General features: G+C 67.3%; 12 protein-coding genes. 8 read left to right on the top strand and 4 right to left on the bottom strand.

What is annotated here, in order from left to right:
• Nucleotides 1-134: 134 nt before the first annotated feature.
• Complete coding sequence (locus KQ304_RS00695) at nucleotides 135-833, bottom strand: glycosyltransferase (RefSeq protein WP_259735212.1); 699 nt, start codon at nucleotides 831-833, stop codon at nucleotides 135-137.
• Nucleotides 830-1861 carry a magnesium-protoporphyrin IX monomethyl ester (oxidative) cyclase gene (gene acsF / locus KQ304_RS00690; protein WP_259735211.1) on the bottom strand — a complete coding sequence of 344 codons (1032 nt, stop codon included), beginning with the start codon at nucleotides 1859-1861 and terminating at the stop codon, nucleotides 830-832. The genes KQ304_RS00695 and acsF overlap by 4 nt, the downstream gene beginning before the upstream one ends.
• A gap of 113 nt (nucleotides 1862-1974) precedes the next feature.
• Here acsF and KQ304_RS00685 point away from each other — a divergent pair, with 113 nt between their 5' ends.
• The 6 genes from KQ304_RS00685 to KQ304_RS00660 are packed head-to-tail and all read left to right on the top strand — an operon-like array spanning nucleotide 1975 to nucleotide 8379.
• Nucleotides 1975-2343, top strand: a complete 369-nt coding sequence (locus KQ304_RS00685) for a helix-turn-helix transcriptional regulator (protein WP_259735210.1) — start codon at nucleotides 1975-1977, stop codon at nucleotides 2341-2343.
• Nucleotides 2343-3044, top strand: a complete 702-nt coding sequence (locus tag KQ304_RS00680; protein WP_259735209.1) for a pentapeptide repeat-containing protein — start codon at nucleotides 2343-2345, stop codon at nucleotides 3042-3044. Before KQ304_RS00685 ends, KQ304_RS00680 begins: the two co-directional genes overlap by 1 nt.
• The gene (locus KQ304_RS00675; protein ID WP_259735208.1) at nucleotides 3035-4201 is read left to right on the top strand and encodes an HlyD family secretion protein; all 1167 of its coding nucleotides are present in this window, start codon (nucleotides 3035-3037) and stop codon (nucleotides 4199-4201) included. Before KQ304_RS00680 ends, KQ304_RS00675 begins: the two co-directional genes overlap by 10 nt.
• Nucleotides 4179-6116, top strand: coding sequence for an ATP-binding cassette domain-containing protein (locus tag KQ304_RS00670; protein WP_259735207.1), 1938 nt, complete (start codon nucleotides 4179-4181; stop codon nucleotides 6114-6116). Before KQ304_RS00675 ends, KQ304_RS00670 begins: the two co-directional genes overlap by 23 nt.
• On the top strand, nucleotides 6113-7246 hold the full coding sequence (locus tag KQ304_RS00665) for an ABC transporter permease (RefSeq protein WP_259735206.1): 1134 nt from the start codon (nucleotides 6113-6115) through the stop codon (nucleotides 7244-7246). The genes KQ304_RS00670 and KQ304_RS00665 overlap by 4 nt, the downstream gene beginning before the upstream one ends.
• On the top strand, nucleotides 7243-8379 hold the full coding sequence (locus KQ304_RS00660; protein WP_259735205.1) for an ABC transporter permease: 1137 nt from the start codon (nucleotides 7243-7245) through the stop codon (nucleotides 8377-8379). The genes KQ304_RS00665 and KQ304_RS00660 overlap by 4 nt, the downstream gene beginning before the upstream one ends.
• Here the strand turns inward: KQ304_RS00660 and KQ304_RS00655 are convergent.
• Entirely contained in the window at nucleotides 8372-11665 is a 3294-nt protein-coding gene (locus KQ304_RS00655) for a chemotaxis protein CheB (protein WP_259735204.1), read from the bottom strand. The two genes, KQ304_RS00660 and KQ304_RS00655, sit on opposite strands and share 8 nt — an antisense overlap.
• A gap of 481 nt (nucleotides 11666-12146) precedes the next feature.
• Between KQ304_RS00655 and KQ304_RS00650 the strand changes: the two genes are divergently transcribed.
• Nucleotides 12147-13088, top strand: coding sequence for a helix-turn-helix domain-containing protein (locus KQ304_RS00650; RefSeq protein WP_259735203.1), 942 nt, complete (start codon nucleotides 12147-12149; stop codon nucleotides 13086-13088).
• A 49-nt stretch (nucleotides 13089-13137) separates the two neighbouring features.
• Nucleotides 13138-14085 (top strand): cation diffusion facilitator family transporter, encoded by a 948-nt coding sequence (locus KQ304_RS00645; protein ID WP_259735202.1) that lies wholly within the window; start codon nucleotides 13138-13140, stop codon nucleotides 14083-14085.
• 7 nt (nucleotides 14086-14092) lie between these two features.
• Here KQ304_RS00645 and KQ304_RS00640 read toward each other — a convergent pair whose 3' ends face one another.
• Nucleotides 14093-14524, bottom strand: coding sequence for an Rrf2 family transcriptional regulator (locus KQ304_RS00640; protein WP_259735201.1), 432 nt, complete (start codon nucleotides 14522-14524; stop codon nucleotides 14093-14095).
• Nucleotides 14525-14762: the final 238 nt, after the last annotated feature.

The following is a 14762-nucleotide window of genomic DNA, read 5'->3' as shown; positions in this document are numbered from 1 at the left end:
GCAACCAGGGGCGGAAGGTCTTGGGCTTGCTCATGGCCCATGATCTCGTCCAGAACCATTGCTGTCACTTGATTCTGGGCAGATACACAGCCGTCTGCGGAGAAGGTGCTCCGAGATCTATGCGCAACAGCCTCCTAGGGCTCCAGGGGCCTGTTCATGGCGGCGCGGGCCGCGAGCCAGCGCCCGGACTCGGGCATGTCGCGGCAGTCGTCGAACCAGGGGCCGCCCAGGGTGTAGTGCAGCACCCTGGGCTCCGGCGGCAGCTCCTGCACGCCAACGAGCACGTTCCAGGCGGGGGGAAGTTCACCGATCTCCCCATCGGCCAGCCAGCGGAACTGGTGCAGCTCCAGCCCCGAGGCCGTGTTCACGTACTCCGGGGTCAGGGCCCGGCAGCGCTCGCAGTTGAACAGCATCACCGACGACCAGTTCTTGCGGCCGTAGGGCGTCTGGGGCATGCCCTGGAATTTCAGGCCCTCCTCGCACTCGTGCTGGTGCTTCACCACCTGCACCGCCCTGCGTTGATCGCGCAGGGCCCAGAGCTCGGCGATGTCGCCCAGGCAGAGCATGTCGGCATCGATGAACAGGGCCCAGCCCTGGTAGCCCGCCAGCCAGGGCACCAGGAAGCGGCTGAAGGAGAAGTCGGTGCTCTGCTTCGGGTCGCGCTCGCGGCTGTACACCCCCTTGAGCTGATCGAGTCGCACCTGGGCGATCTGCACCGGGATGCTGGCGCGGGCCTGGAACGACGCGGTGAGCACGTTCACGGCCACCTCCTCGCGGGCGTCGTAGCCGATGAACACGCGGGCGGTCGGGCTGTCGTCGAGGGGCTGGCTCATGTGGCTGAAGCCGGCACCATCGGCTGCAGAAACTGCTGGAGCAGCAACTGCCCGAAGCGCAGCCGCCGGCCCAGTTGCCTCAGGGGTCCGGCGCCCTCAGCCCTGCCGGCCTGCAGGGAGCGGTGGCAGGCCACCATCTGATCGCGCAGCTCCAGGTAGCGGCTGCTGCCCTCCAGGTCGAACACCCAGGGGAAGGCGCGGCGGGCGGTGCGGTTGGTCTGACGCATCACCTCAGCATCGAAGCTGGCGGGATCCATGCCCAGGATCCTGTAGAACTCGCCCCGCTCACACACCGTCAGGCTGTGGGTGAGGAAGACGCTCCAGAGGAAGAAGCGGCTGAGCAGCCGTCCGCGCAGGCCGCTGCGCAGGCCGGGCCAGCAGCGGATCAGCATGTTGAAGATGTCGCCGTGGCGGTTCTCGTCCTGGCACCAGGGTTCGAAGAAATCGAACAGCGGCGCGAAGTTGTTGTCGGGGCTGGCCTTGAGATGACGGTCGATCAGGATGTAACGCCAGTAGCCGATCTTCTCCGAAAGAAAGACGCTGTAGAGCACCCAGCTGAGCGGGAACCAGGTGATCGGCCGCCTGGTGCTGAGCCTGGGCAGGTCGAGCGTGATGCCCTCGGCCACCAGCGCCCGGTTGAGGAAGCCGGCATGGCGGGCCTCATCGCGGGCCATCAGCTGGAACAGCCGTCCGAGTTCGGGGCGCTCCGCCTGGATCAGCCGCTTGGAGAGTTCCTTGAACAGCAGAAAACCTGAGAACTCCGACACGCAGGAGCGCACCAGATAGCTCTCATAGGCCACTTTCTCTTCGGGGCTGAGGTCCTTGAGACGGTTCAGCGGCGCCTGGCGATCGAAGTGGTCGCGGTTGTAGTCGGTCTCCATTTCGTTGAGCATCGCCTCGAAGGCCGGCCGCTGGCCGTTGAGGTCGGTGCGGGCCGCTTTCTCGATCTCGGTGGTGTAAAAGCGCGGCGTCAGCAGGTCTTCGCGCAGGTGCGGGGTGGTGGCCGGGGCTGCAGTGGCGATGGTCATCGGCGGGCAAGAGCAGTGGGTGGGGCTGAGGACTGACCCGAAAAGCATAACGGCAGCATGTTACTGCGACACTGCGTGTTTGCAGTTCAGTGCTGCTGCGGCAGCGCGCTAAAATGGAAGTCCAGCCCGGGCCGCCTGCGCGTCACGCCACCGCTGCCACCACCACCTCCGCTGTCATGGAAGCCCTCGCCGACTACTTCAAGGTCTTCTCCGAGCCCAACCGGCTCACGGTGCTGGAGGCCCTGCGCTCCGGAGCCCTCAATGTCACCGGCGTGGTGGAGAAGACCGGCCTCAGCCAGGCGCTGGTGTCCAAGCACCTCAAGCTGCTGATGATCGCCGGTGTGGTGCGCCGCCGCCCCGAGGGCAGCCTCGTCTATTACGACGTGATCGACAAGGGGGTGTTCCGGCTGATGGCCCAGGCCGAGAAGCTGCTGCTGGCCGCCCGGCGCCAGCAGCTCGATGATCTGGCGGCCATCTTCTGATGACACCGATCACCACACCGCCAGCGGCCCAGCCGCAGGAACCGCCGCTGCCCGCTTCGATCGAGGAGCTGCGACAGGCCCTCGCCAGCGGTCGCCGCCGTTTCATCGGCCTGCGCCTGCCCGATGCCGATGGCCTTCAGCTCGATCTCTCCGGCTGCGACCTCAGCTCGGGCTGTTTCCGCGAGGCGCGCTTCGGCCATGCCTGCCTGCGTGAAGCCCATCTGGAGGGCGCCAGCCTGCAGCAGGCCCTGATCTGGGGCGCTGACCTCTCCGGTGTGAAGGCAGCCGGCTCCAGCTGGCAGGAGGCCGACCTCTCGGGATCGCGCCTGCAGGGGGCTGATTTCAGTCATGCGCTGATGCACCGCTGCTGCCTGCGCGGCGTCGTGGCCGCCCACAGCCGCTGGCGTGAGGCCCGGCTGGTGGAGGCCGATTTCCGCTCCGGCCTGGATCAGCACACCGATCTGGGCGGTGCCGACTTCGAGGGGGCTGATCTCAGCTATGCCCAGTGCCAGGGCGTTCAGCTGCGCGGCGCCAACCTGCGCGGCGCCTGCCTCTATGGCACCAACCTGCGCGACGCCGATCTGGCCGGCGCCGATCTCAGCGGCTGTGACCTGCGCGACTGCCAGCTGGAGGGCAGCGACCTCAGCGGCGCCGCTCTGGAGGGCGCCCGTCTGCCCGCCGGCGATTCCGGGTGCGCCTGAGCCCCCTGGCCTGGCCCCGTCGGCAGCAGCTGCTGGTGGGCGCTGGGGTGACCCTGGCGCTGGCCGGCCTGGCGGGCTGGTTCTGGCTCGGGCGAACTGGCACCGGCCTTTTGAGGCTGAGCGGGCGGATCGAGGGCTATGAAACCGATCTGGGCGCGAGAATCGGCGGCCGCGTGGCTGAGGTCACGGTGCGGGAGGGGGAGCGCGTCAAGGCCGGGCAGCTGCTGGTGCGCCTCGACGACGAGGAGGTGCGCGCCCGCCTGCGGGGCGCCCAGGCAAGGCTGGGCTCCGCCCGCCAGCAGCTCAACCAGGACCGCGCCCAGATTGATGTGCTCGACAGCCAGATCCGTGAATCCCGCCTGACCGTGGCCCAGGCCGAGCAGGACAATCTGGGGCGGGTGGGGCAGGCCAGGGCCAACCTGGCCAGCGCTCAAGCCCAGCTGGCCCAGGCCCAGGCTCAGCAGCGGCTGGCGAAGGTCACCCTGGGGCGCACCGAGTCGCTGGTGCGGGAAGGTGCCGCCTCGCCCCAGTCGCTCGACCAGGACCGCACGGCCCTGGAAACCTCCGAAGCGGTGGTGACCGCCCAGCGGCGTCAGGTGGAAGCGGCCCGCAGCGCTCTGGCGCTGGCGGCCTCCACAGACCTGAACCCCTCCATCCGCGCGGCGCAGCTGCAGGGCCTGGGCGAACAGCGCCAGCGTGCCCTGGCCAAGGTGCGGGCCAGCGAGAGTGATGTGCGCAGCGCCCAGGCGGCTGTGCAGCAGGTGAAGGCGGAGGTGGCTTATCTCACCATCCGCTCGCCCCTGGCCGCCGTGGTGATCTCCCGCAGCGTGGAACCTGGGGCGGTGGTGGCCAGCGGCCGCACCCTGCTCACCCTGCTGGATCCCACCACGGTGTACCTGCGCGGCTTCATTCCCCAGGGGGAGATCGGCCGGGTGCGCCTGGGCCAGCCGGCCCGGATCTTCCTCGATTCCGACCCCAGCCGTCCCCTGGCGGCGCGGGTGGCGGAGGTGGATGCCCAGGCCTCCTTCACCCCGGAAACGATCTACTTCCAGCGCGACCGGGTGCGCCAGATGTTCGGTCTCAAGCTGGCCATCGACAATCCCGCCGGTGACGCCAAACCGGGCATGCCCGCCGATGCCGAACTCCTCCCCCGCTGAGGCCGCCGCCCTGGTGGTGAGCGTGGAGGGGCTGCACAAGCGCCACGGCAGCCGCCCGGCGCTGACCGGTCTTGAGTTCAGCGTGCGGGCCGGCGAGATCTTCGGCCTGATTGGCCCCGATGGTGCCGGCAAGACCAGCACCTTCCACATCCTCGCCGGGGTGAGCGAGCCCAGCGGCGGCCGCGTGCGGGTGCTGGGTCTTGCCCCCCGGGCGGCGCGGGAGCGGGTGGGCTATCTCACCCAGCAGTTCTCCCAGTACCCCGACCTCAGCGTCGAGGAGAACCTGCGCTACATGGCCGGCCTGCGCCTGGTCTCCCCCGAGCACTGGCGGCAGCGGCGGGGGCCCCTGCTGCGGCGCCTGGGCCTGGAGCCCTTCGCCGATCGCCTGGCCAGCCAGCTCTCCGGCGGCATGAAGCAGAAGCTGGCCCTCTGCTGCGCCCTGATCGATCGACCCCAGCTGCTGCTGCTGGATGAGCCCACCACCGGAGTGGATCCGGTGTCGCGCCGCGACTTCTGGGACGTGCTCACCACCCTGGCGGAGGAGGGGGTCACGATCGTCGTCGCCACCCCCGATCTGGTGGAGGCCGAGCGCTGCCACCGCATCGCCCTGATGCAGCAGGGGCGGCTCGAGAGCCTCGGCAGTCCGGCTGAGCTCAAACAGGAGCTGGCCCTGAGCCGGCTGGAGCTGCAGGGCGCCGCCCCGGCGGCCGCAGAGCCGCTGCTCTGCGGTGGCGCGATCGTCGATGTGCAGACCTTCGGCGATCGGCTCGATGTGCTCGTCAACGATGCAGTGGCGGGGGAAGCCCAGGTGCGGGAGCTGTTCCGCCGCCAGGGGCTGCCGCTGCTGGAGCTGCGCCACAGCGACCCCACCCTCGAGAACGTGGTGGTGATCCGCCAGCGCCGCCAGGCTGGGGAGCTGCCGCTGCTGCCCTTTCCCCACCCGGCGGGCTGCCGCCACCAGCGCACCGACCTCGCCATCGATGCCCGCCAGCTCAGCCGCCGCTTCGGGGCCTTTGAGGCCGTGCGCCAGCTGACGCTGCAGATCCGCTATGGGGAGATCTTCGGGCTGCTGGGGGCCAACGGCGCCGGCAAGACCACCACGATCAAGATGCTCTGCGGCCTGCTGGCCCCCAGCTCCGGCGCGATCGTGCTGGCGGGGGAGTCGGAGCGGCTGCGCGGGCCGGATCTGCTGCGGCGGATCGGCTACATGAGCCAGAAGTTCACCCTCTACGACGATCTCTCGATCCGCGAGAACCTGGAGTTCTACGCCGGCGTCTACGGCATCCCGGCATCCCTGCGGCAGGCCCGCATCGACTGGGTGGTCGCCAGCTGCGGCCTGCAGGGCCAGGAGCAGTTGCTCACCGCCCAGCTGCCCGGTGGCTGGAAGCAGCGGGTGGCCTTTGGCGCCGCGGTGCTGCACGACCCCGAGGTGCTCTTCCTCGATGAACCCACCTCTGGGGTGGATCCCCTGGCGCGGCGTCAGTTCTGGAGCCTGATCAACGACTTTGCCCGCCGCGGCACCGCCATCCTGGTGACCACCCACTACCTGGAGGAGGCGGAGCAGTGCAACCGCCTCTGCTTCATGGTGGCTGGCGAAAATGTGATCGAGGGCAGCCCCGGAGCGATCAAGGCCGCCCAGCCCGGCCAGGTGATCGAGCTGCTGCTGCCGCCGGAGCAGCTGCAGGCCGCCACGCTGCTGCTGCGCCGCCACTGGGCCGCCTGGCGGGTGAGCCGTTTCGGCGATCGGCTCCACCTGGTGCTCGATCACCCCGAGCGGGAGATCGACGGCCTGCGGCCGCTGCTGGCCCAGGCGCAACTCAGCCTGGAGGGGCTGCGCCGGGTGCCCCCATCGCTGGAGGACGCCTTCATCGGCACCGTGCAGCGGGCCCAGGCACGGCAGGGGGAGCGCCCGTGAGACGCGTGCGAATCCTGGCCCAGTGCCGCAAGGAGCTGCTGCAGTTCCGCCGTGACCGGCTCACCCTCGGTCTGGCCTTTCTGCTGCCGCTGCTGACCCTGTTGATCTTCGGGTTCGCCATTCGCCTCGAAACCAAGGTGATCCCGATCGTGGTGCAGGACTTCGACCGGAGCCCCCTCAGCGCCGCCTACACCGATCGCCTCTTCGCCACCGACCAGTTCCGGCCTGCCCCCTGGCGGGGCGGCGGCGACCCGGTGGCGGGAGCGATCGATCCGGGCCTGGCCCGGGCGGCGGTGATCATCCCGTCGGAGTTCAGCCGCCGCCTCAAGGCCGGTCAGCCGGTGGAGGTGCAGGTGCTGGTGGATGGCACCGACGCCAACAACGCCCGGGTGATCCGCAACAGCATCCAGGGCATCACGGCCTTCTTCGGGGCCGATAAGGAGTTGATCAGGGAGCCGCCGCCGGTGCGGGCGCTGACGCGGCTGTGGTTCAACCCCGGCCGCAAGGAATCGCTGTACATCGTGCCCGGGGTCTATGCCGTGGTGCTCTGGATCTTTCCCTCCCTGCTGGCTGCCATCGCCATGGTGAAAGAGAAGGACAAGGGCACGATCCTGCAGGTCTATGCCTCGGGCATCAGCGCGGCGGAGCTGCTGCTGGGCAAGGCCCTGGCCTTCCTGCTGGTGGGGGCGAGCGTGGCTGTGGTGGTGATGGGGCTGGGGGGGCAGATCTTTCAGCTCAGCGTCGTCGCTGACCCCACGCCTCTGCTGGTGGGCACCACGCTGTATCTGGCGGCGGCAGTGCTCTTCGGGCTGCTGCTGGGGGTGCGCAGCGCCAACCAGAACGCGGCGGTGCAGGGGGTGTCCCTGGTGGGTTTCCTCTCGGCGCTGCTGCTTTCGGGCTTCATCTATCCCCTCAGCAACATCCCGCCGCCGCTGTCGCTGGTGTCGGCGCTGATCCCGGCGCGCTACTTCATCGTCATCAGCCGCGATGCCTTCGTGAGGGGAACGGGCTGGGCCGGCGTCTGGCTGGATGTGCTGATGATCCTGGTGCTGGGGGCGCTGCTGTACGGAGCCACGCTGCGTTCACTGGGTTCTCTGCAGCTGGGCGATGGCGGCGAGGGCGGGCCATGAGGGCCCTGCGCCACTGGTGGCGGCGGCTCTCAGCCAGCCGCCTCTGGGCCCTGCTGCGCAAGGAGGTCGAGCAGATCCTGCGCGACCGGCAGCTGATCAAGTTGCTGATCATTCCCCCCACCCTGCAGTTGCTGATCTACGGCTTCGCCCTCAACCCCGAGGTGCACAACCTCAGGTTGGGGGTGGTGGACTATGCCCAGGTTGCCGCCAGCCGCGAGCTGGTGTCGGCCCTCACCGCCAACCGGATCTTCCTGGCCGCCTCCTATCCCAGCAGCGAACGGGAGCTGGCGCGGCAGGTGGAGCGCGGAGAGCTCACGGCCGGCCTGGTGATCCCACCGAATTTCAACAGGCGGCTGGCCGCTGGCGACAGCGCCGAGGTGCAGGTGTTCATCGATGGGGTCGATGCCAACAGCGCCGGCATCGCCAGCGGCTACATCCAGCAGATCCTGCGCCGCTTCCGCCCGCAGACAGGGGCGCCGCCGCCCACGTCGCCCCTGCGCACCCAGGTGAGCTTTCTCTACAACCCGGGCCTCACCAGCAGCTGGTTCTTCGTGCCGGGGGTGATCGGCCTGGTGCTCACCTTGATCGCCACCCTGGTGTCGGCGGTGACGCTGGTGCGTGAGAAGGACACCGGCACCCTGGAGCAGCTGCTGATGACCCCCGCGGCCGCCTGGGAGATCCTGCTGGCCAAGATCCTGCCCCTGGTGGTGCTGCTGATGGGCGATGTGCTGCTGGCCCTGCTGCTCGGCCGGCTGGTGTTCGCTGTGCCGATCCGGGGAAATCTGCTGCTGCTGCTGGCCCTCTCGGGCCTCTATCTGTTCGTGGGGATCGGCGTGGGAATCATGCTGGCCACGGTCTGCCGCTCCCAGCAGCAGGTGATGCTCACGGCCTTCTTCATCACCCTGCCGATGGTGCAGACCTCCGGGGCGATTGCGCCGATCGAGAGCATGCCGACCTTCTTCCAGCTTCTCTCGCTGCTCAACCCCCTACGCCATTACATCGCCATCCTGCGCGGTCTGATGCTCAAGGGTGTGGGCCTCGAGGCCCTCTGGCCCCATGCCCTGGCTCTGCTGGTGATGGCACCGCTGCTGATGGCCATCAGTGTGTCGCGTTTCCGCGGCCAGCTCAGCTGATCGGCACGGCCTCGGGCCTCGGCCCCAGGGACACGATCACCGTCACCATGGTGCCCAGGCTGGGATCGGTGTTGGTGCGGATCTCAGCGGGGAGCTCCTGCAGGGAGCCATCGGCGAGCTTGAGCCGCAGCATGGCGCGACCATCGCTGCTGACGCGGCCCGTCAAGGCGGCCTCCGCCAGCCCACTCAACGAGTGGGGGTCCCCCGGTGCGGAGAGCCAGTCGGCATGCACCCCATGGATGGCGGCCTGGTCATGGCCGATGATCAGGCAGAACGTGTCGTTGGTGCGAACCAGGCGCAGGCGGTCATCAAGGATCGCCACTGCGAAACTTTCGCTGTGAAAGACGGTCTCGACGATGGCGGAGACCTTTCTGGCCTCGCGCTCAAGCTTTTCCCTGTCGCTGACATCCGCGAGGGTGCCAACGATGAAGGCTTCATCGACGTCGTTGACGACGGTGCAGGTTTCTGAAACCCAGCGCTGTCGTCCCTCCCGGGTGGTCATGCGATAGCGCAGTGACCAGCCGGGCTGGTGAAGGTCGCGGGCCGCGCCCACCCGCTCGCGATCAGCGGGATCGATGGCGTCCTGCAGCAGCTGGGGTTGATCGCACAGCTCGCTGGAGCTCCAGCCTGTGATCGCCTGGATTCGCTGGCTGGCATAGAGCAGGTGCTCCATGGTGGGATCCCATTTCAGGACGGCCTGCTCCAGGGCATCGGTGAGGCTGGAGAACTCACTCAAGGAGGCCTCCGCCGCCCGGCGCAGGGCCACCAGTTCGGACACATCGGTGAGCGTGATGATGGCGCCGAGCCGCCGGCCATTGCACTCCTGATAGGGCAGGATCTGGAGCAGGTAGGACACCTCTTCGCTGCTGGCCTCGAGGCTCAGGCGCGGCTCTCCCCTGATCACCGCCAGCAGCGCCTCCTGCAGGCCCGGAAGCGGCAGGGTCGTGGGCACATCCAGCAGGGCGTGGCCGTGGTCGGCCTGCACGAGGCCGAACACCCTGACGGAGAGGGGGCTGAAGCGCAGGATGCAGAGGTGGCGATCGACGATGACCATCCCCTGGCTGAGGGAATTCTGGATGTTCTCCAGATCCGTATTCAGTTGCTCGAGTTCCTCACTGCGGGCGCGCAGCTGTTGGTTGAGGGTTCCCAGTTCTTCATTGGTGGCCTGCAGTTCTTCGTTTGAAGCCTCCAGCTCCTCATTGGAGGATTGCAGCTCTTCCGAGGAGGCCTGCAGTTCCTCCGAGGAGGCTTCCAGTTCCTCATTGGCCTGCTCCAGTTCGCTGAGGGAGCGGCGCAGGGTGTTCTGGCTGCTGAGCAGCTCCTGCTCCAGCCGCTCGATCTCCCGATCAAAGGCCTGGTCACGCTGCCCGGCCTGATCCGCGGCGCCGGCATCGGCGGGCTCCTCGCTGGCCGCAAGAAATGTGAGCATCAACAGCCTGCGTTCACCCACCTGCACAGGTTTCACCTCCAGGCGCATGGGGGTGTTGTGGCCTTCCAGCGTCAAGGGGGCACTGGTGATCGCCAGTCCATCAGCCCTGGTCAGCAGGAACAGGGCCCTGGCTTCCGACTGCAGCTCAGGCAGCAGAAACGCGGTGGCGGCAGCCCTGATGCGGCCCTCGGGAAGCCGGCAGAACGGCGTGACATCGCCGATCACCTCAATCAGGTCGTGATTTTCATCCAACACCAGGCTGGGCTTGCTGATCAGGCGGATCAGCGACTCCAGCAGCGCCATGTGCTGCTCCGGCACCGAGTCCCGCACCAGGGCCATCCGCTCCGCTGGGGCGAAGGCCAGAGGCCCTCGGCTCCCCGGCAGAGCCAGCGACTGGCTCTGCCTCAGGATCCCGTCGCTGGTGCGCAGAAACAGGCGCTGCTCGGGATTGATGAGTTTGAAGCCGGGAGTGCGGTTGGCCAGCGACTCCGAGCCACCGAGGAACAGCAGGCCCCCGGGCACCAGACCGAAGCGGAACAGGTTCAACACACGCTCCTGCATCGGCGCTGTGAAGTAGATCAGCGTGTTGCGGCAGGAGACCAGATCCAGCCGGGGGAAGGGCGGATCTTCACCGACGTCATGGCGGGCGAAGACGGTGCAGCTGCGCAGCTCCTCCGTCATCTCCATCTGGGTGTCCCCTTCGCTGACGAAGCGTGCGCGCAGCTCCTCGGGAATGGCCTTGGCCTCCGAGATTGGATAGAGGCCACGCCGACACACCGACAGGCTGATGTCGTCGAGGTCGGTGCCGAAGATCTTGATGTGGGAGGCCAGATGGGCGGGATGTCCGAGCACCTCACTGAGCAGCATCGCCAGGGAGAACACCTCCTCTCCGGTGGCACAGCCAGGCACCCACACCCGCAGCTGTTCATTGCTGCTGTGCTGCTTCACATAGACCAGCAGGTGCTCGCGCAGGGCGGCAAAGGCACCAGGGTCACGGAAGAACGATGTGACGGTGACCAGAAGGTTCTGCACCAGAGCCCGGGCCTCTCCCGCATCGCCGGACAACAACGGCAGATAGTCCTCGAGGCTGCTCACCTGCAACGTCAGCATGCGGCGCTGAATCTGCCGGTTCAGGGTTGATGGCTTGTACTGGGAAAAATCAATTCCGGTGGCATGTTTCAGCTGGGTCATCACGCTGCTGAGCACGGCAGGGGGCGGTGCCGGCAGTGACGCGTCGAGCCACTGGCCACCGTGGCTGATCCATTCCCGGATCTTCGGGCCGATGGCGCTGGCCTCCAGGATCAGATCAGCGCAACCCAGGCTGATGGCGGCGCTGGGCATGGCGCTGAACTTGGCGCTCTCCGGTGATTGGGCGATGGTGAGGCCACCGGCGGCCCGAACGGCACGCACCCCGCGGGCACCATCGGCTCCGGTGCCTGAGAGCACAACGGCCAGCCCATGATCAGCCCAATGCTCGGCAATCGATTCAAACAACAGATCGATGCACGGACTGGGCCCGAACCGCGGCAGGGGAGCGCTCAACCTGAGGTGATCCCCCTCCACCACCAGGTCATGGTTGGGGGGAGCGATGGCGATCACATCGGCTTGCAACGGCGCGCCATCTGTGGCTGTCACCACCGAGAGCGTGGTGGAGTGGGAGAGCAGATCAACAATCAGACTGGCGTGATCCGGCGAGAGATGCTGGGCCACCACATAGGACACCCGGCCCAGTGCCGTCATGGTGCGGCTCAGCTCCTGCAGGGCCTCCAGTCCTCCGGCGGAGGCCCCGACGCCCACCACATAGTCGACACCGGTGGAGGTCTGGCTGTGGCGCCCCCCGTCCAATGGCTTCTGCACTGGCCCGGTCCTCGCTTGCCCCCGTGGCCCCAGGCTAGTCGTCAGGGCTGGGCCTGAATTGGCGGCTGCGGTGAAGCAGGATGGCCCTCAATTCGTTCTTTAATGAGTAGGATTACTCACCAGCGTAACGGCGGCCAGGCTTGGCTAGGCAGTTTCTAATGGAATCATCACGCAATTAAGTAAGAATAACGCAATAGTCTGATGGTGGCTGGTGCAGGCGCTGGCCCGCTCAGCAGCCGAGTCCCTAAGGTCGTGATGGATCCATGCTTGATCCTTGCGTGTCTGCTCTTTGATCTGACCTGCTCTGACGATTGCTCTGATCTGACCCAGAGCCCATTCACCTCTGGATCCTGTGAATCTCTCTGTCGCGTCTGCTGAAGTTCAACACGGTTTTGACGCGCATCCAGAGGCTGCAGCCCTTGTCAACCCGTTCAGGCGTCGGCTGGACCTGATTGTTGACCTCAACAACAGTGCCGAACTGGTGCGCAGAATTCTGCCGCTCAGTCAGATCAAGCCCGCTGAACTCGATGGGTCGTGGTGGCAGTTCGGTGCCACGTCACGGTTTGGTTCCCTTATGCTGGGGGCCTGGATCCTGCCACCGGCCCATCTTGTGGTGGCCGAGCAATTCGGTCTGTCCGTTTTCCTGGGCTACGACGGCGAGCAGGACATCCACCAGGCCTCGCGGCATTGGTTGTGCCGGCCCAACACCTGCCTGATTCTGCCTGGACGGCCCCTCTCGATTGAATCCAGTCTGTTCAGTGGCCTGGCCTTCCATCTCGATAGCCATCGCATTCTGCAAACGGCCACGGGTATGGCCGGTCTCAGCCAGACCCCTGATCCCTGGGTGAAGTCGGTGCATGAGACACCGGGTTGGGAGCCCTCCAATGAGCCGGCCCTCGCCACCCTTCAGGCCATGCTCAGGCAGGCCATGGTCATGGCTGAACAGCAGGTCGGATCGAGTCAGAGTGTGGTGGATCGCCTCCAGCTCGATGACCTGATCTACCGGCTGCTGGCCGCCATGATCTTTCCGGAGCTGCGCGAGGAAACGTCGTTTGAACGTCTGACCCAGAGAATCGAAGCGGGGCGCGACTCCTTCGATGAGCTGCTCGACTTCATCAAGGCGAATCTGGGGGAGCCCCTGAACCTCACGCAACTGGAGTTGCACAGTCATTATTCCCGCCGGGCCCTGCAGTACACATTTCGCGAAAGGCTGGGCTGCACGCCCCTGCAGTGGATCCGCAATCAGCGCCTGGATGCGGCCCGGCTGAAGCTGCAGAATCCAGCACCTGGACAGAGTGTGGCCAGCATTTCCGCCGCCTGTGGCTACCGAACCCAGAGCCTGTTCAGTGTTGATTTCCAGCAGCGCTTCCACATCAGGCCCTCCCAGCTGCTGCGGGAGGCCCGCTCCTCCCGTTCCAGTTAGCCGCGCCGGTTGACGCCATCCTGGCGGTGGCCGCTCGCCCCGTTCGACCATGCCCCCAGCCCCATCTGATCCCGGAGAGTCTCCGCATCCGGCGGTGGGGATCCAGCGGCAGCCCCACCCGCGTCAGCACCAGCACCGGCCGGGGTCAGCAGCGGCCTTCCGCTGGAGCGTGATCCTCAACAGCGTCCTCTCGGGCCTGCAACTGGCGGTCGGCGTGGCCTTCGGTTCCCTGGCGCTGATCGGCGATGCCGTCCACAACATCGGTGATGTGGCCGGGCTGCTGTTCGGCTGGGGAGCGGAGCGGCTGAGCGCCCGGCCGGCCACACCCCGCTTCACCTACGGCTTCGGCCGCAGCACCCAGCTGGCCTCCCTGGTGAATGCGGTGCTGATCCTGATGGCGGCCGCGGTGCTGATCGTCGAAGGGGTGCAGCGGCTGCAGCACTCGGTGGAGGTGGTGAGCACGCCGGTGGCCTGGGCGGCGGCGGCCGGCATCGTCGTCAACCTGCTCTCGGCGCGGCTGTTCGGCGACGACCACCACCACGATCTCAACCGCCGCGCGGCGATGGTGCACCTGCTCACCGATGCGGCAGTGTCAGCGGCGGTGCTGGTCAGTGCCCTGCTGGTGGGAGTCACGGGCTGGAGCTGGCTGGATCCGCTCACGGCCATCGGTGTGGGCCTGGCGGTGGCCTGGAGCGGCTGGCAGCTGCTGCGGGAAGCGCTGCTGGTGACGCTCGATGCAGTCCCCAGCGGCATCGATCTGGCCGCCGTGGATGGGGCCCTGCGCTCCCTGCCGGCGGTGGTCGACGTGCACCATCTGCATGTCTGGGCGATGAGCACCTCCCAGAACGCGCTCACCGCCCACGTCATTCGTCAGCCGGGCGGGGGCGATGACATGGAGCTGCTGCATGAGGCCAAGCAGCGCCTGGCCCGACTCGGCATCGCCCACAGCACCCTGCAATTGGAGCCACCTCCCTCGCCGCCGGCCACTGGGCGCTGAGCGCTGCTCAGATGTGATATATCAGGGCCGGCCTGGCCCTGGCGTTGCGCTCCTCCAGCAACTGTTGCAGCGTGGTGGCGGCCAGCACCCGGGCGCGGGCCTGCTCCACCTTCTGGGCCAGGGCGGTGAGCACGTGGAAGGCGCTGCTGCTGCGCTGCTGCTCGCCCTCGCTGCTGAGCGGTCCCTCGAGGCAGGCGAGCACCTCGGCGACGGTGATGGTTTCGGGCGATCTGGTGAGCTGGTAGCCGCCCCTTGGCCCGCGCAGGCTGCGCAGCAGACCGCTGCGGCGCAGGCTGGTGAGCATCTGCTCCAGGTAGCGCTCCGGAATGCCCTGGCGCCGGGCGATTTCGCCGGCCTGGAGCACGCCGCCGCCCGAGTGCACCTCGGCCAGCTCGATCAGGGCCACCAGCCCGTACTCCGTCTTGGTGCTGAAACCCATGGGCGCTGCAGTGGACCGATCGGCGCTTGCCTGGGGCCATTGTGCCCAGGAATCCACGGTTTCCGCGTGGGGTTTACGGGTGGATGGGAGGCTCGGCCTAGGAGTTTGCTGAAAAACCCCGCTTCCTCTGCGAGAATGAGTCAACTGCCCCAGGTTTGATGCGAGGTCAGCAGGAGCGCAGCGGCTCCTTGTTCTCCTACGTCTCGATCGAGGAGCGGATCCCGGCCAGCCATCCGCT

Source organism: Synechococcus sp. CS-1329, from assembly GCF_025128055.1.
GTDB lineage: Bacteria > Cyanobacteriota > Cyanobacteriia > PCC-6307 > Cyanobiaceae > Regnicoccus_A.
Note: the sequence above shows the minus strand (reverse complement) of the source record. Positions and strands in the feature narration are given on the sequence as shown.